15 protein-coding genes are annotated in these 19,087 nt (G+C 46.1%); 10 read left to right on the top strand and 5 right to left on the bottom strand.

Features of this window, described 5'->3' with window-relative positions; all coding sequences use genetic code 11:
• Positions 1-311 precede the first annotated feature (311 nt).
• Both K4039_RS00845 and K4039_RS00840 read left to right on the top strand, forming a co-directional pair.
• A complete protein-coding gene (locus K4039_RS00845; RefSeq protein ID WP_265233216.1) occupies positions 312-2,714 on the top strand; it encodes a bifunctional serine/threonine-protein kinase/ABC transporter substrate-binding protein in 2,403 nt (800 codons plus the stop codon).
• 91 nt (positions 2,715-2,805) lie between these two features.
• The gene (locus tag K4039_RS00840) at positions 2,806-3,525 is read left to right on the top strand and encodes a PHP domain-containing protein (RefSeq protein ID WP_265233215.1); all 720 of its coding nucleotides are present in this window, start codon (positions 2,806-2,808) and stop codon (positions 3,523-3,525) included.
• A 182-nt stretch (positions 3,526-3,707) separates the two neighbouring features.
• On the opposite strand, the gene K4039_RS00835 is transcribed toward K4039_RS00840, so the two are convergent.
• The 3 genes from K4039_RS00835 to K4039_RS00825 all read right to left on the bottom strand — a co-directional run bounded on the left by K4039_RS00835 (position 3,708) and on the right by K4039_RS00825 (position 8,946).
• Positions 3,708-4,874: a CO2 hydration protein gene (locus K4039_RS00835; protein WP_265233214.1), complete on the bottom strand. Its 1,167-nt coding sequence runs from the start codon at positions 4,872-4,874 to the stop codon at positions 3,708-3,710.
• A gap of 261 nt (positions 4,875-5,135) precedes the next feature.
• Complete coding sequence (locus K4039_RS00830) at positions 5,136-6,650, bottom strand: NADH-quinone oxidoreductase subunit M (RefSeq protein WP_265233213.1); 1,515 nt, start codon at positions 6,648-6,650, stop codon at positions 5,136-5,138.
• A gap of 421 nt (positions 6,651-7,071) precedes the next feature.
• Positions 7,072-8,946 (bottom strand): NAD(P)H-quinone oxidoreductase subunit F, encoded by a 1,875-nt coding sequence (locus tag K4039_RS00825; protein WP_265233212.1) that lies wholly within the window; start codon positions 8,944-8,946, stop codon positions 7,072-7,074.
• A gap of 625 nt (positions 8,947-9,571) precedes the next feature.
• Between K4039_RS00825 and K4039_RS00820 the strand changes: the two genes are divergently transcribed.
• From K4039_RS00820 to K4039_RS00795, 6 genes are all read left to right on the top strand, one after another.
• Positions 9,572-9,883 carry a carbon dioxide-concentrating mechanism protein CcmK gene (locus K4039_RS00820; protein ID WP_006635059.1) on the top strand — a complete coding sequence of 104 codons (312 nt, stop codon included), beginning with the start codon at positions 9,572-9,574 and terminating at the stop codon, positions 9,881-9,883.
• Positions 9,884-9,994: 111 nt separating this feature from the next.
• Positions 9,995-10,336, top strand: a complete 342-nt coding sequence (locus K4039_RS00815) for a carbon dioxide-concentrating mechanism protein CcmK (RefSeq protein ID WP_006635058.1) — start codon at positions 9,995-9,997, stop codon at positions 10,334-10,336.
• A 284-nt stretch (positions 10,337-10,620) separates the two neighbouring features.
• A complete protein-coding gene (locus tag K4039_RS00810; protein ID WP_265233210.1) occupies positions 10,621-10,926 on the top strand; it encodes a EutN/CcmL family microcompartment protein in 306 nt (101 codons plus the stop codon).
• A 155-nt stretch (positions 10,927-11,081) separates the two neighbouring features.
• On the top strand, positions 11,082-12,731 hold the full coding sequence (locus K4039_RS00805; RefSeq protein WP_265233209.1) for a ribulose bisphosphate carboxylase small subunit: 1,650 nt from the start codon (positions 11,082-11,084) through the stop codon (positions 12,729-12,731).
• A 388-nt stretch (positions 12,732-13,119) separates the two neighbouring features.
• Positions 13,120-13,785, top strand: a complete 666-nt coding sequence (locus tag K4039_RS00800) for a carbon dioxide concentrating mechanism protein (protein WP_265233208.1) — start codon at positions 13,120-13,122, stop codon at positions 13,783-13,785.
• 204 nt (positions 13,786-13,989) lie between these two features.
• Positions 13,990-14,763: a carbon dioxide-concentrating mechanism protein CcmK gene (locus tag K4039_RS00795; RefSeq protein WP_265233207.1), complete on the top strand. Its 774-nt coding sequence runs from the start codon at positions 13,990-13,992 to the stop codon at positions 14,761-14,763.
• 94 nt (positions 14,764-14,857) lie between these two features.
• Here the strand turns inward: K4039_RS00795 and K4039_RS00790 are convergent, their stop codons facing one another.
• The gene (locus K4039_RS00790; RefSeq protein ID WP_265233206.1) at positions 14,858-15,067 is read right to left on the bottom strand and encodes a hypothetical protein; all 210 of its coding nucleotides are present in this window, start codon (positions 15,065-15,067) and stop codon (positions 14,858-14,860) included.
• 428 nt (positions 15,068-15,495) lie between these two features.
• Here K4039_RS00790 and K4039_RS00785 point away from each other — a divergent pair, with 428 nt between their 5' ends.
• A complete protein-coding gene (locus K4039_RS00785; protein WP_265233205.1) occupies positions 15,496-16,536 on the top strand; it encodes a tetratricopeptide repeat protein in 1,041 nt (346 codons plus the stop codon).
• Between the two features lie 106 nt (positions 16,537-16,642).
• Here K4039_RS00785 and hemL read toward each other — a convergent pair whose 3' ends face one another.
• Positions 16,643-17,944, bottom strand: coding sequence for a glutamate-1-semialdehyde 2,1-aminomutase (gene hemL, locus K4039_RS00780; RefSeq protein WP_265233204.1), 1,302 nt, complete (start codon positions 17,942-17,944; stop codon positions 16,643-16,645).
• Positions 17,945-18,271: 327 nt separating this feature from the next.
• Here hemL and hisIE point away from each other — a divergent pair, with 327 nt between their 5' ends.
• Positions 18,272-18,922 carry a bifunctional phosphoribosyl-AMP cyclohydrolase/phosphoribosyl-ATP diphosphatase HisIE gene (gene hisIE, locus K4039_RS00775; RefSeq protein ID WP_265233203.1) on the top strand — a complete coding sequence of 217 codons (651 nt, stop codon included), beginning with the start codon at positions 18,272-18,274 and terminating at the stop codon, positions 18,920-18,922.
• Positions 18,923-19,087: the final 165 nt, after the last annotated feature.

Genomic DNA, 19,087 nt, shown 5'->3' with positions numbered 1-19,087 from the left:
CAAATCTCCAAATGGGGATGCTAGATTATGATAGATTTTGAGCTAATTAAATATATTAAAACAGCACTAATTTTTCTTAATATTTATGATTCCCAGGTAATCCATGGGAATTTTTTTTTAGAGTAGGAACGGGCTTTCTGGCCCGTTCCACAAAAATTCAATGTTCTTGTGGAACGGGCCGGAGAGCCTCTTGTTGAGAAGGTTGAAACGTATGAGTTTCAACCACAAAGTCCCATAAATGAAGTAGTGAACCCAGGTTTTGTATTATAATTAGCATCAACGATCGCGCCCCAAGAGAAACTATAAAATTTATGTGTCTCAATCCCGGAGATATACTGGCTGAACGCTACAGAATTATTGCTCAATTAGGACGGGGAGGGTTTGCTAGAACCTACACGGCTAACGATCTAAGCAGACCCGGAAATGTGTGCGTTGTCAAGGAAATTCCTTTTCCGTCATCGAACGATCCGCGCGTTTTAAGAATGGCAAGGCGGCAATTTGAAAGGGAAGCTAGCGCTTTGTACAGTCTCGACAATCACTCGTGCATTCCCAAATTATCCGCTGACTTTGAAAAAAACGATCATTTTTACTTAGTTCAAGAATATATTCAAGGACATCAGCTTAAGGAAGAACTCACTTCAGGCAAACAGTGGACGGAGGAGAAAGCGATCGCCTTGTTGCGAGCAATTCTGGAAATTTTAAAATTAGTCCATAAAGAAAATATTATTCACCGCGATGTTACACCTTCTAACTTAATTCGGCGAAAAACAGATAAACAAATTATTTTAATTGATTTTGGGGCTGTCAAAGAAATCAGCACTTTTACCACTGACTCTACAGGTGAAATAACATCGCAGGCGATCGGCACAAGCGGTTATATGCCTGCCGAACAATACAATCCCCGGTCTGTCCCGCAACCATATAACGATATTTACGCCCTAGGAATCATCGTGATTCAAGCTCTTACCGGGAAGGTTCCCACAAATCTCCCGCAAGACCCCCAGACTTGTGAAATAGTCTGGGATTACTCCACGTCCGATCGCCCTGCGGTACAAGTGAGCGACCGTTTCAAAAATATATTAACCCGGATGGTGCGCTTCCACTTTCAAGAGCGCTACCAATCTGTTTCTGAAGTTTTGCAAGACTTGGAGGCGATCGACAAACAGCCCAAGTCACCCAAACCTGTGCGCTTTCGCTGGCCGCTGTTAGGCGTTGCGGGAATTTGCGTCGGATTGGCGATCGTACTTTTAATCCCCAGAATTTCCCCGCTAATCCCCAGAATTTCCCCGCCACCAACGCAGCCTACACCCTCCGCTGATGGTGTAAGTTCCGGTGAAAAACTCCTAGTACAAACCTTCGCCATTTGGCCAAAACAAAGGGGAATTAATGAATTTGCAGACTCTAATTATTCAGAAGCTTTAAAATTGCTCAAACAGTCCTGGCGAGAAGACCGCAGAGACCCAGAAACTTTAATTTACATCAACAATGCTCTGCTAAAGACAATCAAGGCAGACTATTACACGATCGCAATTGTTGTTCCCATCCGCAGAAAGGATGACGGCAGCATTCTTAACGCCAATTTAGCAGAAGAACTGCTGCGCGGCATTGCTCAAGCTCAAACCGAAGTAAATTTAGGTCTCCTCGCTGCAAATGACAGCAATAAAGATTTTCCAGGTCAAGGATTTCTCGAACCAAAAGCTATCAAAGGAAAAGGTCTCAAAGTCATCATTGCGGATGATGGCAATATCAAATCCTACGCAGTTCAAAGGGCAAATTACCTAGTCGCTCAGCCAGATATTCTAGCAGTCATAGGACACTACACCAGCGACATGACCGTGGCAACAGTAGATATTTACAATCAAAATAAACTGGTCGCCCTTTCTTCGGGAAGCACAACAGAAGAACTAACACGCAAACCTCGTAAATTTTTCTTTCGGACGGCTCCGACAACTAGCATAGAAGCTGAAGGTTTAGTAAATCAACTGCTCTCAGTAGGTCAGAAAAAAGTTGCAGTTTTTTACAATCCCAACAGTCCGTTCAGCGCTTCTTTGTGGGAAGAATTCAAAAAGCAATTTGAAGCCCAAGGAGGTTCGACTTTTAGACTCAGTAATTATTACGACTTATCTAAAAATGATTTCAACGCTAAATCAGCAATCAAAGAAGTTGAGAAAACCGGAAAAACGGCGATATTGGTCATTCCCGACGGTCAAGTTACTAAGGCTGTAGAAAATGCGCTAGAAATGATTAAAGCTAACGGCGATCGCAATTGGATTGTCGGGCCCTGGACGCTGTACGAGCCGAGAACGCTAAAAGTAGCAAAACAGCTAAAATCCATTGAAAAACTGGGCATATCCGTGTTTTGGCATCCGACAATTAGTTTTGACAAAAAGTTTCCAGTCAACGCTGAAAAATTGTGGGGAGGCCCGGTCAATACTCGATCGGCTTTAACCTACGATGCAGCCAAGACGCTGATAAAAGCCCTCGAAATGCAGCCAGAACCCAGCCGCGAAGGAATGCAAAAAACCTTAGCCTCTCCTGATTTCAAAGCTGACGGAGCCACGGGTATAATTGAGTTTGACTCGACGACTGGAAATCGCAAAAACCCTCCGAAACGAGTGGCGCATATTGTTCTGTGTTCTAGAGAACAATTTGGTCTTACCTTTGTGCCGATCGAATTTCCCACAGCCGCAGCCGCAGGCTTAAAATGCGACTAACGCTTTGCAGTGCCTGTGGGTATCAGCCCCCAACATTTAAACAAAAAATTAGATATAGTGAACAAAGCTAGTTTTTTTTATAATAATGCTTATGGCGGTCAATCTCGCTCCCTCCACCAGTTCTAGCCTCAAACCAGAAGCCCAGAATATCTGGGCACTCAAACAAGTCTTGCAGACAATTGATGCCGATAGCTGTCCGGGTTCCTATAACTTCCATATGCACACAGTTTACTCAGACGGGCGATTGCAGCCTGAGAAATTGATGGAACTTGCGATCGCAGGTGGTTTGAAAGGCTTTGCTATCACTGACCACCACAGCGCCAAAGGCTACGTTCAAGCTCAAATTTGGCTGGATAATTGGAAACTAAACCATCCCGACAGCACTACCGCAGCACCTAGTTTTTGGACAGGCGCTGAAATTAATGCGGCATTGCTCAACAACGATGTACACATTCTCGCTTACGCTTTCGATCCGGAACATTCCAGCCTCAAACCTTACTTGCGAGGTAAAGGTACTGAAGGCCACGCCTCTTATGCCGCAGCCAGGGTAATTGAAGCGATTCAGGAAGCAGGAGGTTTAGCAGTTCTAGCACATCCTTGCCGGTATCGATCCACAGCAGATCAACTAATCCCAGAAGCAGCCCGTCTTGGCATTGACGGTGTAGAAATTTACTATGCTTATGCTAATCCCAATCCTTGGAAACCGAGTCCCAAACAAACTGCTTTAGTCAAAGATTTAGCTGAAACTTATGGTTTGTTGGGAACTTGCGGAACTGATTCTCATGGCCTGAGTCTTTTAGTCCGAATCTAGATAATTCGGGAATTGGGAATTGGGAATTGGGAATTGGGAATTGGGAATTGGGAATTGGGAATTGGGAATTGGGAATTGGGAATTGGAATGACAAATCTCAACTGTCAACTGTCAACTGTCAACTGTCAACTGACAACTGACAACTGACAACTGACAACTGTCAACTATCAACTGACAACTGACTACCGTTCCGGGAACAACTGACAAGCCCTGATAGTTGGCTGATTTGCCCAATCCAAGCGAGAATTTGGAAATCGATCCATCCAAGCTTCCAAATAAGCTCGATTAGCCTTTTTTTCCTCTGGATCTGAGGTGTTCATCGGATGAGGTGCTAAACCAAAAATAGTCGCTGTCGTCACGCAAAACATCGACTTCTGAAAACTTTGGCAAATTTGCACGCGCACATCATCTTCGCCGCGACAGCTAGTGCGGTAAACTTCTTGCAAATAATCCGGCAGAAAATGCCGCATATCTTGCATCAATTGAGTCGGCGGAATCCCTGCACCTCCGATCGGCAAAGGGTCAGCAAATAAAGCCCCGTAGCCAAAATCTTTTTGTTCTTCGGGGATTTGGTGCGCTTGGGCGTTGTATGAAACTACTCCAAAAAATGCTGTTCCACGAAAGAAAATTGCCTCTACATAAGGCACTGCTACATCTGCTAAAAATGTCAAGCCCGCCGAGGCTGGAATGATATCGTAGTCTCGATCGCCAATCTTGACGCTGTAGGTGATTGGTAGACTGGCGGCACCCACCAAACCTGCTAAGGTAAAATCAACTACGTCAGCGATCGACTTAATTTCCCCGGCTTCGTAGCGATCGGACATATCAATAAATAAATCGCTCATTACCCGCCAAAACTGACCAAGCCCGGTGTAGTAAGCCAGCATCCGCACTTGTTCCGGCAAAAAATTAGGGAAAACTTTGTGCAGTCCCTGCATGAAAAAATTGCCTTTTAACTTAGCTGCGATCGCCTTTTCGACCAAACTGCTAAATTCCGGGGAATCCAAATAAGTGTCCAAACCCCCACCGCCGTGCCAAAGCATGGTTCTCATCACATACTCAGCATACTCAAAATTAATGCGGTCGTGCCACAAATAGCGGATTAATTTCGGTCGATTCACTTCTCCGTTGAAATATTTAAAAAACGGGAAAAGCACTAAAAATTGTTCTTCAGCGATGTAGTTAAGATTGAGGGAGTAGGCATCTAGAACCACACCGTAACTTTTGAGAATGCCGACTACTTCTACTACATTGTCCGTTGATTCTGGAAGCAAAGCTTTGCCTGACTCCAAGATGTCAATGTAGGCGGATAGAGGATGGGCAGAGGGTTTTAATACGGTACTTGTCATTTGATTTGAACCTTAATTGAATAACTGTTTTCCTATCAACCAAATCAGAATTCAAAAGAATGTTTGGGAGCATCTGTGTTTTGCATTAAGAGTGCTGTCCCCGCTCGATAGCGGCAGTAAATGCACGCGATCGGGGACGCTCGCACTGTAAAATAAATGCTTTTTGCAATGCCGGAGATGCTCCCAAATGTTTGTAGTGAGGACTTGAGTCCTCAGAAGTTTATAAAGACGGAAGTCCTCACTACGAACCTATGGAAGATTTCACTCCAAGTTGTGAGCAACTTGTTGAACTTGCGCGGGCACAGCCGATACTAAGCCGATCGCAGTTTTCTCGCTCAAAGCCACTAAAACACCAGGCTGCACTCCCATGATGGCGATAATTACTGCTAAAACCAGCGAAGGAATACGATCGCGCCACCGCACTTGTGGCAAATTCACCACCAAATCGGAAAGGCGGCCGAAAAAGGCGCGGTTGACCATAATTAAATAGTAGACTGAAGTTAAACCAGTGCCGATCATGCAGAGCAAAGTTTGCACGGGAAACACTGGTAAACTGCCCCGAAATATCAAAAATTCAGCAATAAATCCCGCCAACCCCGGAATGCCGGCACTCGCCATCACGCCAAGGATCATTAAACTGCCAATCATCGGCAAACCGCGATCGGGATTGAACAAACCTTTGAGCACATCGATGTTGCGACTGCCGGATTTTTTGTAAACAATCCCGACACTCAAAAATAGCAGCGCCGAGATTAAACCGTGGCTAACCATTTGCAACACAGTTCCCAGCATACTAATTGGAGTAGCTGCGGCGCTGGCCAACAAAATGTAGCCCATGTGGGCGATCGAACTATAAGCTACAATTTTTTTCATATCTTTTTGGGCGATCGCGCAACTAGCCCCGTAAAGCACACTCACCACCGCCCAACTCGCCAACCAAGGTGCAGCCACCGCCCACGCATCGGGGAACAAACCCAAACCAAAGCGCAGCATCCCGTAGGTTCCCAACTTCAACAGAACCCCCGCTAACAGCACAGAAACAGGAGTCGAAGCTTCTACGTGAGCATCCGGCAGCCAAGTATGAAAAGGTACCAAAGGAATCTTAATTCCAAAAGCCAACAACACCCCAGCCAGCAACACAAGTTGCCTCACCAAAGGTAAAGGCAATCCACCTTGTAAATGCGATGCACCCGCTGCACCAACCATATCGAAACTAGAAGCACCGCTGAGCCAAACTACCCCCAAGAAAGAAGCCAGCAACACCATGCCAGAAAATGCAGTATAGATTAAAAACTTAGTAGCAGCATAACCCCGGCGCTCGCCGCCCCAAATCGCAATTAACAAGTAAAGCGGAATCAATTCTACCTCAAAAAACAGGAAAAATAGCAGCAAATTTTGAGATAAAAAAGCCCCCGTGACTCCACCACTAATTAACAGCATCAAAGAATAATAAAGTCGAGGTCTGCGGATAGAGTCATCCGTAGCGTAAATAGCGACCCCTGTCAGTAGAGTATTTAAAATCACCAAAGGCAGAGACAAACCATCAACGCCTAGATTGTAATTCAATCCCAAAGCATCGAGCCAAGGAACAAATTCCGAAAACTGCAACTGACTCGTACTGATATCAAATTGAGCAGCTACAATCACCGAGAGAATAAAAGTCACGCCCGACATGACGAGAGAGGCATTCCGAACTACTTTAGAACTTACCGCACTGGGCCAGAACCCAATTAGAGCAGCGGTCAACATTGGTATCCAGATTAAAGCACTGAGCATCAATTAAAACTTCCCTTGTTACGCAGCTTTGATAACTATATTTAACATTAACGCAAAGCAACTGCATAAAAAAGCGATCGGTCAATTTTCTTGTTAAGATAGATGCCAATGTCTCGGTAATCGTCCTATAACCTTAAGTATTAGCGATCGATAAGATTTTCCAATTAAATGGGAGCATCTCATTTATGCAAAAAATATTTTTTCTGGGAGTGCGATCGTCCCCGAAGAGCGAGGTGTATAATACTCGCGAGCGAGGACGATCGCACTACGACACAATTTCACTACCCGAAATTTTACCCGGTGGGAAAATTCCGGTTGCACAATTGTGACCGATTGACATTAAATAAAACTAGAAAAGAAGCAGACAAACTCAAAACAATTCATCTGCGTTTATCCCCGTTCATCTGCCGACATCTGCGGTTCAAAACTGCCAAACAATCAGCCCCAACAACGCAGTAATCCCCGCCACAATAGTCAACACATAAAACTGTGACTGACCGGTGCCACTGTACTTCAACCCTTCGCCGCTGAAAATTGTGGCAAAACCGAACAAATTTACCGCCCCATCTACCACGTACTTGTCAGTCCAAGCGCTGAGTTTAGCAATAGAAGCCACGGCCCAAACCACAGTCAAGCCGTAAACTCGATCGATATAAAAGTCGTAAGCCAACAAATCCTGCACCGCCGGCAGCGGCAGCCGTACCGGTCTAGGTAAAACCCCGTACCAATAAATCGCCACCCCAATCCCAACGCCAATCAAGCCAGATAGCATTAAAAGCGGAACATTTAGAGTCTTCAACAGCAAATTTAAAGTATCAAAATCCCAGGTTTTCGCCCAAGGCCCAGTCCAACTAATTAACAGTTGCCACCGTTGCAAAATCCAAGGCACTAACAGCCCGATTACGGTCAAAGTTACCATCGGTAATGCCATAGTCCAACCGACTTCTGGAGCTCTGCGAGTTTTCGGCTGCGGTTTTCCCGCAAACACTAAACCGAATACGCGAGTTAAATTTAGCGCTGTTAAACAGTTAACCAAAAGCAATACAACTACCAACCACAAGGGCACTGTCCAAAAACCGTTGAGCCAGCGCCGCATCGCCCAAAAGTTACCCATCGGTAATAGTGCTACCATCCCCGCAGCGCCTACTAAATAAGCCATTGTCGTGGCAGGCATCTTTGACCACAACCCTCCCATTTCTGTTAAATCTTGAGTGTTGGTTGTGAGAATAATTGACCCTACGCTCATGAATAATAGTGCTTTGGAGATCGAGTGCGCGAACAGCAACAGCAAAGCAATGTCTACTTCATTGAGTCCCACCGCGATAAACACTAAACCCATAGAAGCGCTGGTAGAATGCGATAAGGCTCTTTTGATGTCGATTTGGGCGATCGCCACCAAGGAAGCGCCAACAGCCGTCACCGCACCCAAAACGACCAACACCACACCAGTCACCGGCGACAGCGCTAAAACAGGCTGAAGTTTAATCAAAATATAAGCGCCAGCACCTACAACAACCGTATTCCGCATAATCGAAGCCGGGTTTGGCCCTTCCATCGCCTCGTCCAGCCACAAATGGAACGGAAATTGAGCGCACTTGGCTGTAGGTGCAGCGATTAAAGCCAAACCTAAAAGAGTCGCTACCAAAGGAGACAAAGTGGCAGTTTCCGCCCATTTTTCTAAATCGGAAAAATTCAAACTTCCCGCTAAAGTAGAAAGCGTCACTACTCCCATCAGCAGCGGTACGTCTCCTACACGCTTTGTTAAAAACGCATCTCTAGCCGCCGTTACTACCAGCGGTTGAGCGTACCAAAACCCGACTAGCAAATAAGTTGAAAGCGTCAGCACTTCCAACAAAGCGTAAGTTAGCAGCAGCGAGTCGCTAATGGCAATGCCACTAATTGCTCCTTCAAAAAAACCGAGCAGCCCAAAAAATCGAGCTAGCGCCCAGTCTTTTTCCATGTAGCCGATCGCGTAAATTTGTGCTAGCAAACTCAGAACTGTAACTAACTCCATTGCTCCGACGCTGATGGTGGAGATTTCGATGGCAAAAGACAAATTTAAGTCTGCTGCTTGCACCCAGTGTACGAGCAACTGTTGGGGGGGTCGATCCCAAGTTGCTCGAAAAATAACCGATCCGTGGATGAAAGCCAACACAGTCATCAGCAAATTGAAGTAAGCTGCGGGTCTCGGCCCTGTGGTGCGAACGGTTCCTGTAGACCACGGCAATGTTAAAATTGCGCCAATTAAGCCATATAAAGGCACCCACCAACAGGCTTGGAGGAGAAATTCGGTCATTTAATTGATCCTTGAAATTTTAAATTACTCGCTGCCTCGATCCAAAGGCAGTTCCGGGCGATCGCGCCACACCGTAAAAATTTGACTAAACCAGATCTTAATAGTTCTGGCAAAATAATTTGCACCTAAAATTCACTATACATGAAAGCATCAAAACTGAGAATTTTCTCCCTACAAAATTACAAGCTTCTCAGAATCAGCACTCACAGAAAAAATGCCCGCCGATTGGCCCAGACTGTCTTTTTTGCCTATTTATTGGTGATCCCTCATGGGAAATCCCCAATTTCATCGACACTGATCGGTCTCGCCTTCACTTACCGAACTCTACCTTACAGGTATTTGTACTCACTTGACTGCAAGCTGGCCGCCCGCATCTACTCCGGCATATATTAAGATTATTAAATAAATATTAAATTATTTTAAGTAACATAAAAAATTTTAATTTTTGTTATTAAACATTATGATGTTAGTTTATATTGTCAAGGTGGACAGATTCCCCTATTCTATAAGGATAGGAAGCTTTACACTGCATTCCTAAATAATGTGGGCCTCCCCGTCCAAATTTTTAGATTTCTCAAAGATTTGTAACGGTAATGCCACTAATCCTCAACTTGGAGATTCAAAAATGTCAATTGCCGTGGGAATGATTGAGACAAAAGGTTTTCCCGCTGTTGTGGAAGCTGCCGACGCTATGGTCAAAGCTGCTCGCGTTACCCTCGTGGGCTATGAAAAAATCGGCAGCGCCCGCGTCACCGTAATTGTGCGCGGCAACGTGTCGGAAGTCCAAGCCTCAGTGGCAGCAGGAGTGGAATCCGTCAAGCGGGTGAACGGCGGAGAAGTCGTCTCTACCCACATCATCGCTCGCCCCCACGAAAACCTAGAATACGTTCTACCCATTCGTTATACAGAAGCAGTAGAGCAGTTCCGAGGCTACTAATTTCTTAGCGCGCTGAAATTTCGTTTGACCAAAAGTTGGACGAAAAGCAGTGCGATGATCGTCAAAAATTTACAGTTTAGTTACCCAAATATTCAATCAGGAGTAAAACCAATGGCAATTGCAGTTGGCATGATCGAAACTTTAGGCTTCCCCGCAGTGGTAGAAGCTGCTGACGCGATGGTCAAAGCAGCCCGCGTCACCTTGGTCGGCTACGAAAAAATCGGTAGCGCTCGCGTTACAGTCATTGTCAGAGGAGATGTCTCGGAAGTGCAAGCTTCCGTCGCCGCTGGAGTAGAGTCAGTGAAGCGCGTTAACGGCGGACAAGTGATGTCCACCCACATTATCGCCCGCCCTCACGAAAACTTGGAGTACGTGCTACCCATTCGCTACACCGAAGCTGTAGAACAGTTCCGCGAAGGCGTGAGCGGCATTCGCCCCCTCAACAGATCTTAAGATAGGCACGAGGCTGTTAGGGGCGTTTGGTAATTAAAAATTAAAAATCACAAATTAAAAATCGCGATATTTTTGATTTAGCATTTTTAATTTTTAATTGAGGTGGGCATGAGATATTGGTTATTAGTCATAAGTCACGAGTCATTAGTCATTAGTCATTAGTCATTAGTTACTAGACGAAAAACTCTAAAATGAAGACATGAGACTGAATAAAGCTAATTGAAAAAAGACAAGTGACGGCAAAAGAATGACAATTACCAATTACCAATTACCTATTACCTAAAATGCAAATGGCCAAAGTTCTCGGCACAGTTGTCAGTACCCAAAAAGAGCCGACGCTGAGAGGATCGAAATTTCTACTGCTGCAATTCATCGATCAAGAAGGTTCGCCAGTTCCCGGATATGAGGTAGCCGCTGACTGTGTGGGCGCTGGTATCGATGAATGGGTTTTAGTGACCCGCGGCAGCGCAGCCAGGATAGCCCCAGGCAGCGAAAATCGTCCGATCGATGCTCTAGTAGTAGGCATTATAGATACTGTCAATGTAGAAAATCGCCTCATTTACAGTAAAAAAGACGACCCATACCGCTAGTTGACAGTTGACCGTTGACCGTTGACAGTTGGCAGTGAACAGTGAACAGCTAATAGCTAACAGTGAACAGTTGACAGTGAACAACTAACAACTAACAACTAACAACTAACAAAGAACAACTGACAATTTTTTTTCAGTTTAGGAGAACTTAATTTATGGCAGTCCGCAGCGTTGCGGCTCCCCCGACGCCTTGGTCGAAAAACTTGGCTGAGCCGAAAATTCACGACACCGCCTACGTACATTCCTTTTCTAACATTATTGGGGATGTACATATCGGTTCAAATGTGATGATTGCCCCCGGGACATCTATCCGCGCCGATGAAGGCACTCCGTTTTATATCGGAGAAGGAAGCAACATTCAAGACGGAGTAGTGATTCACGGCCTAGAACAAGGCCGAGTCACAGGAGACGATGACAAATCCTATTCCGTATGGGTGGGGAAAAATACTTCCCTCACCCACATGAGTTTAATTCATGGCCCAGCCTACGTGGGCGAGGATTGCTTTATCGGCTTTCGCTCTACGGTGTTCAATGCCAGAGTCGGCAACGGCTGCATTGTCATGATGCACGTATTAATTCAAGATGTGGAGATTCCCCCAGGTAAATATATACCTTCGGGAGCCATCATCACTAATCAGCAGCAAGCCGATCGCCTGCCAGATGTTCTTGATTCAGATGTTAAATTTGCGACCCACGTCATTGGCATCAATGACGCTTTGAGAACGGGTTATCGCTGCGCTGACAACATCGCTTGTCTAGCACCAATTCGCAACGAGCAAGCTAAAAACTCAAATATCACTCAAATGAATTATTCTACCCAAACCGGCACCCAATTGAGTTCTTCTCTAGCCGATAGCATCCGCAATTTACTAGCGCAAGGATACAGCGTGGGAGCCGAACACGCCGACGCGCGCCGCTTCCGCACCGGTTCTTGGCGCACTTGCGGCCCAATTTCCTCAACCCGCGAATCTGAAGTAGTCGCGGCTTTGTCAGCTTGCATGGCTGACCACCAAGGAGAATACGTCCGCTTGATCGGGATTGACACCAAAGCCAAGCGCCGCGTACTAGAAGAAATCGTCCAAAGACCCGGAGACAATGGCTCTAATGGTTCTAACGGTTCTAGCGGTGCGAAAACTTACCAATCTAACGGTAGCGGTAAAGTTGCACAAGCTTCTGCGTCAAGTGGCAAATTGAGCGACGCAACAGTGGCTCAAGTTCGCGGCTTGCTAGCTCAAGGCTATAAAGTGGGGACGGAACACGCCGACGCGCGTCGCTTCCGTACTGGTTCTTGGCAAAGTGGGGCTTCGCTGCAAGTCAAAAACGAATCTCAGGCGATCGCTGCTTTGGAAGCTGTGATGAAGGAATATACGGGCGAGTATGTGCGCTTGATCGGAATTGATCCGAAAGCTAAGCGCCGCATAGTTGAAGAAATTATTCAGCGTCCCGATGGCCCGGTTGCTCAATCGGCTAAGTCGGCTGCAACATCGGGATTCAAACCAGGGAAATTTAAAGAAGCTTACACAGGTGCGGTCGCCAGCAGCGGCATCTTGACCGGCAAGACGATCGACCAAATCCGCAACCTGCTCTCCCAAGGCTACAAAATTGGCACAGAACACGCCGACCCGCGCCGTTTCCGCACCGGTTCCTGGAGCAGTTGCGCGCCGATCGACTCCAACCGCGAATCCGAAGTAATTTCGGCTCTCGAAAGCTGTATGACAGAACACAGCGGCGATTACGTCCGCTTGCTCGGTATCGACTCCAAGGCCAAGCGCCGCGTACTCGAAGAAATCATCCAGCGCCCTTAAGAATGCCTGGTAATTAGCTTGTTTCTCCCGTTAAGTGCTCGCGTTGGGCTAATGGGAGAACCAGCCCTGGGATTCAAGTTTGGTTTGAGAGAGTTAGACAACTCGATTGAGAATTTTTGGGCAAACTTTAGGATTTTCTCAAACTTTATAGAAAATCTTAAAGCCCGAACAAAACTTAGGCAAAAAAGGTTTGATGCGTTACTTATATGGGTAAGGTACGCAGTGTTAATCCTGCGTAATTAGGTTTAGATTCAGTCTCGATCGAGCTTTTCAGTATGAGTAAATTCTCGCTTGTTTGATGGATAAGGTTAAATTTTCTTTGGTCAATAAAACCCATAAATTAAAGTCCTTTTATCTAAAAAAATAGCTCCTTTCATGGTAAAGTTGAATGTATTTATCGCCACTGCAATTAAGTAGCAACTCTCAGATTTTGATGAGTGGCGATGTAGTTGTGAATGAGGGTGCGGCGATCGCCCCAGGAGTAATCCTGCAAGCAGATCCGGGTAGCCGGATCTCGATCGCCGCCGGTACCTGTATCGGCATGGGAGTAATCCTTCACGCCCGCGAAGGTACTCTCGAAATCGCAGCGGGCGTGATTCTGGGTGCAGGAGTGTTGGTTGTAGGTGCGGGGACGATCGGCGCAAATGCCTGTATTGGCGCGGGGACGACGCTGATTAATCCTTGTATCGACCAAATGCAAATTTTAGCAGCAGGTTCTCTGATCGGAGATACCAGCCGCCAAGTTGCAGCAGAAGCAACCGCAGCAGCGACAGCAGCACCGGAAACTCCCGAAGCCAGTACGCCACCAGTTGAACCGCCAGTCGATCGCCCGATTGAGCCAAAACCCGCCCCAACACCGCCTCAAACACCGCCGGAGACAGCCCCAGAACAGCCGTCAGACGCGGCCTCAGAGCAGCCCCAACCAGCAAATACACCAACTATTCTCTACGGTCAAGCTCACATCAATCAGTTGCTGGGAACGCTGTTTCCGCACCGGCAAGCTTTTAATCGATCGCAAGAAAACGGTCAAACTTTATCGGGCGGTTCTGGATAGCCCTCATTTCGGCAAAAGGCAGTTATGCTGAAGGCAGAATCAAAAAATATAAATAGGTAATCTGATATTATTGGTAGCTCAACAATTTTTAAGGCTTTGCAGCAGAAATGTGTGTCTTAGAGCTCGTGTAATCTGTCTTCTCATCTGACAAACTAAAACTATCAACAAATTTTTATTTTGAGAAGTTTCTAAAGGTAATTGAAGATGGACGGACAAATAGATCGTAAAAGTGACCCCGATCGCTCGCAGCGCCAGGAATATTTCAAAGACACTGCTTTGGGTTTGGTATCTACCAAAAGTTTTCCGGCAATTGTCGGGACTGCTGACATGATGCTGAAGTCGGCGGGGGTGATTTTAGTAGGATACGAAAAAATTGGTTCCGGTCACTGTACGGCGATCGTCCGGGGCAGAATTTCGGACGTGCGCTTGGCTGTGGAAGCCGGAGCTCAGACAGCAGAACAGTTCGGACAGTTTGTTTCTAAGTTGGTGATTGCTAGACCTTTGGCTAATTTGGAAGTGGTTTTGCCGATCGGCTTTCGGCTGACTGAACTCTCCGAAAGTGGCAGTTATTCGCGGCTGAGCAATCAGGCGATCGGTTTGCTCGAAACGCGGGGATTTCCGGCAATGGTCGGTGCTTGCGATGCTATGCTCAAATCCGCAGACGTACACTTGGCCGCCTACGAGAAAATTGGCGCCGGTTTGTGTACGGCAATTATTCGCGGTGCAGTCGCAGATGTCGCAGTAGCGGTGGAAGCGGGGATGTACGAAGCTGAACGCATTGGCGAGTTGAACGCGGTGATGGTAATTCCGAGGCCTTTGGAAGATTTGGAACAAACTTTGCCGCTGGCGAGTTGCTGGATAGAACACCGCAAACCTGTGATGATGCCAATCTCTGTTGAGCAAAAGGAAAAAGAATTGATCGAACTTCCAGATTTGGAGAAATTGAGAGTTTATGTGGAAGAGGAAGTCGAGCGGTAATCGGTAATTTGTATGTAATTAGCCAGCAAAATTTTGTCAATACTTGCTGCTAGAAATACTGAGATGAAGTTGCTAAACAGGATATAAATTTTACTCAAGAGAAATGCGTGCACCAATTTATACCGATGGGGCGCGTCAAGCTTAATTTGGCTACCCGTGCCGATCGCACCTGCATCGAGAGACACAGAGCGCCAGCGCCAACTAGGATGTTGAGCGACAGTCGTAGCGTAGCGGGGCCTAAGCCATCGGGTAAACAATCGAACTCATAAATTAAATCCGGCCGAGGAGCAGGCTCTTTCAACATGATTTAACTGCTGTTAAGATCGACCTAAATCCTGTTTTGGGTAGATTTCCTGGAATAACTCAAGAGTTACTCTGGGTGTAAACGGATGATGTTTCAACAGATTAACGCCTGTCGAACTCAACACAGAGTACAAAGGAATCACCCCCCACAATCAAGCCATCCTGAAAGTTGACCGCACCCAAGAACCGATAACGTGCCGCCGACAATATACCTCTTGCAGAAATCTTCGAGTCATAGAGCAATCGCAGATATCGAGCAGATAAACACCGATTGACGCAGATGGTTTCAGGGTATTTTCGGATTTTTGCAAGAGGTATATTATAAATGTGAAGTTCCCAACACTTTAGACGCTTGTTCAAACTCCGGTGATTCACCCAGCAGGAAGTCAATCTAAAATCTAAAATCTAAAATCTAAAATCTACTCACCTATGAACCTCAAACAATTTTACAAGCGCGGTTTGTATAGCGCCAAAAAAGGAAACTACGAAGCGGCGATCGAAGACTTTGATCAGATATTGCAGGAAAATCCCGCCGACGCCAAAGCATATAACAATCGCGGCTTAGTCTACTATTATATGAAAGACTACCAAAAGGCGATCGAAGACCTCAGCCAAGCACTAGATATCAATCCTAATTTGTTCGAGGCTTATCTGAATCGAGGTAATGCTTGGCGGCATCTCGGAGAAAACGACAAAGCTATTGAGGATCTCAACTGCGCTTTAGCAAACAAACCTGACAGTCACGCTATTTACAACAACCGGGGACTCGTACTTGCTAATTTAGGGCATTACGAAGAAGCAATAGAAGACTACAATCAAGCTCTCTCTATCAATTCCCAAAATTATAAAACCTATTACAACCGGGGGCGCGCTTACTACCTTTTGGGAGAAAAAGAGGCCGCAATAGAGAATTTCAACGAAACGCTGCGGTTGAATCCTAGATATATCAAAGCTTACATCAATCGCGGCCTCTGTTACCACCAATTAAAAGACAATACGCAGGCGATCGCCGATTACAACACTGCACTAGGCATCGATCCAAACAATGTTTATGCGTATTACAACAGAGGATGTGTGCGCTATAAATTAAAACAAATGCAGTTGGCGATCGAAGACTTTGACAAAGCAGTGGAACTCGATCCGAATTATGTCAAAGCTTATCTCAACCGAGGTTTAGCGCTGTACAAACTCGGAGATATCGCAGCAGCAAACAAGGATTTTTACCACGTCATGTGCATTAATGCTGAAGCTTATTTATACTATCAAGCCCAGCGCTGCACGCCGGATATTAATTCCTACTTCAAGGAAGCGCCGCAGATGGAACAGAATAATGCTGTGGAATACTACAACACAACATTAAATACAATGTCAACTTCTCTAAGTTCGGCAGCATTAAACTCGATTTGGAATCAAGAAGATTTGGATAGCAGAGACTCGATTATCTGTGAAGGTGAATTTCTCAACGAGTGAATTAGTCAGAATCACAAGCTGTCTGCTCCAATCACATTCATAAAATTGGTTCGTAGTGAGGACTTCAGTCCGCATTCATCAAGGACTAAAGTCCTCACTACAAACTTTAAATACTAGCCATCACTTCGCGCGCTGCGGCCAAAGTGCGATCGACATCCTCATCAGTATGAGCCAAAGAAGTAAATCCAGCCTCAAACTGCGAAGGAGCCAGATAAATACCGTGCTCCAACATTCCGCGATGAAAGCGGCCAAACTTTGCTACATCAGACTTTTTCGCATCATCGTAATTGTGAACCGGGCCCGCCGCAAAAAACAAGCCAAACATCCCGCTAATTTGCCCGCCACAAACCGCGTGTCCCGCTTCCTTAGCAATTTTCAGCAATCCGTCGGACAGTTTTTTCGTAATCCTATCCAACTGTTCGTAAGTGCCAGGTTTTTGTAGCAATTCCAAAGTTTTAATCCCAGCAGTCATCGCCAAAGGATTTCCCGAAAGCGTACCAGCTTGATACACCGGGCCCGCTGGAGCCACCATCCCCATAATATCGCGCCTTCCGCCGTAAGCTCCCACCGGCAAACCGCCGCCGATAACTTTACCCAAAGTTGTCAAATCTGGGGTGACACCGAATTTTTGCTGAGCTCCACCGTAGGCGATGCGGAAACCGGTCATTACTTCATCAAAAACTAACAAAGCGCCGTTATCTTTGGTAATTTCCCGCAAACCTTCGAGGAAACCCGCATCCGGTACAATAAATCCGGCATTTCCTACAACTGGTTCGAGAATTACGCCTGCGATTTCGCCCGGATATTCGGCAAATAAAGCTTTGACTGCTTCTAAGTCATTGTAAGGAGCGTTGAGGGTGTTGGCGGTAGTGGATTTTGGCACCCCAGGCGAGTCGGGAAGGCCGAGAGTTGCGACACCGGAACCTGCTTTTACCAAAAACATATCGGCGTGCCCGTGATAGCAGCCTTCAAATTTAATCAATTTATCGCGTCCGGTGAAGGCTCGCATCAGCCGCAAAACGGCCATGCAGGCTTCGGTGCCGGAATTGACAAATCGCACCATTTCAATGCTGGGAACGGCATCAATGACCATTTCGGCGAGCACGTTTTCCAACAGCGAGGGTGCGCCGAAACTTGTACCTTTTTCTAAAGATTCGTGAAGGGCTTTGATGACTTCTGGGTGGGCGTGGCCGCAGATGGCTGGGCCCCAAGAGCCTACGTAGTCAATGTATTGGTTGCTGTCAACATCCCAAATGTAGGCTCCTTTTACCCTGTCAAAGACTATTGGCCCTCCGCCTACGGATTTGAAGGCGCGCACGGGGGAACTGACGCCACCGGGCATCAATTTCTGAGCTGCGGCAAAGATTTCTTCTGATTTGGTGGTTTTCAAGTGTGTTGTAGAAACCAAAGTTGTCTCCTTAGTGAACGTCTGTTGTTGATAGGATACTTAATATATCGACTTCAGGTTAAAGGGTAGGCCGATTAAAGAAACTATAGTAGTAGATTCTATGATACAAACCAATGACTAGCAATATGGGTGAAATTTTTCACGCTTTGACAGCACCGCCAGCGATCGCCCTAAAGTGTAATTTTTTGTAAAATAGTTCTTGACAATTTGCCCATCACTTGCCCAATCTCCTCTCTTCTCTCTGTGTCCTCTGCGCTCTCTGCGGTTAATTAAAAAAAAATATCCGACACGAAAGCGTTAATTTATCTGAAAAGCTGCAATAAAATTATGTCTGTTAATGATGTGTCTAGTTTGAGCCGATCGATTCCCATTGAAAAGATTCATTACGACGATCGCGGTTTAGTACCGGCGATCGTCCAAGATTACCTAGACGGCACAGTGTTGATGATGGCGTGGATGAATCGCGAGTCCCTGCAAAAAACCCTCGCAACGGGTCAAACTTGGTTCTGGAGTCGATCGCGCGCCGAGTTGTGGCCAAAAGGAGCGACTTCGGGACACATTCAAAATGTCAAAGGGCTGCGTTACGACTGCGATAGCGATGCTTTGCTAGTGACAGTGGAACAAGTTGGAGATATTGCTTGTCACACGGGAGAAAGAAGTTGTTTTCACCAAGTTGATGGGGAAATTTCACCGCCGCCGGGGGATATGTTATCTCAATTATTTGACGTGATTTGCGATCGCAGAGACAATCCTAACGAAACTTCTTATACTTGTAAGTTGTTTGAAGGAGGCGACAACAAGATTCTCAAGAAAATTGGCGAAGAGTCGGCGGAAGTTGTGATGGCTTGCAAAGATGACGACAAAGACGGGATTGCTGGGGAAGTTGCGGATTTATTTTATCACGCTTTGGTTGCTTTGGCTCACCATCAAGTTGATTTGAGAGAAGTTTATCGCAAATTGGGCGATCGCAGAAAATAATGGACAATTAAATCGATACTTAAACCGCAGATTTGAGGCAGATAAACACAGATAAACGCAGATATTTTCCAGAATTGAGAGCGATTTAATGCTCTGCAAGTCTAATATGCGATCGAACACCGAAAAGTGGTTGGTAGGGGCGGGTTCATCAACCATATTTGCCAC

The organism is Lyngbya sp. CCAP 1446/10 (genome assembly GCF_026130175.1).
Taxonomy (GTDB): domain Bacteria; phylum Cyanobacteriota; class Cyanobacteriia; order Cyanobacteriales; family Microcoleaceae; genus Microcoleus.
This window is presented reverse-complemented; position numbering and strand designations above follow the sequence as displayed.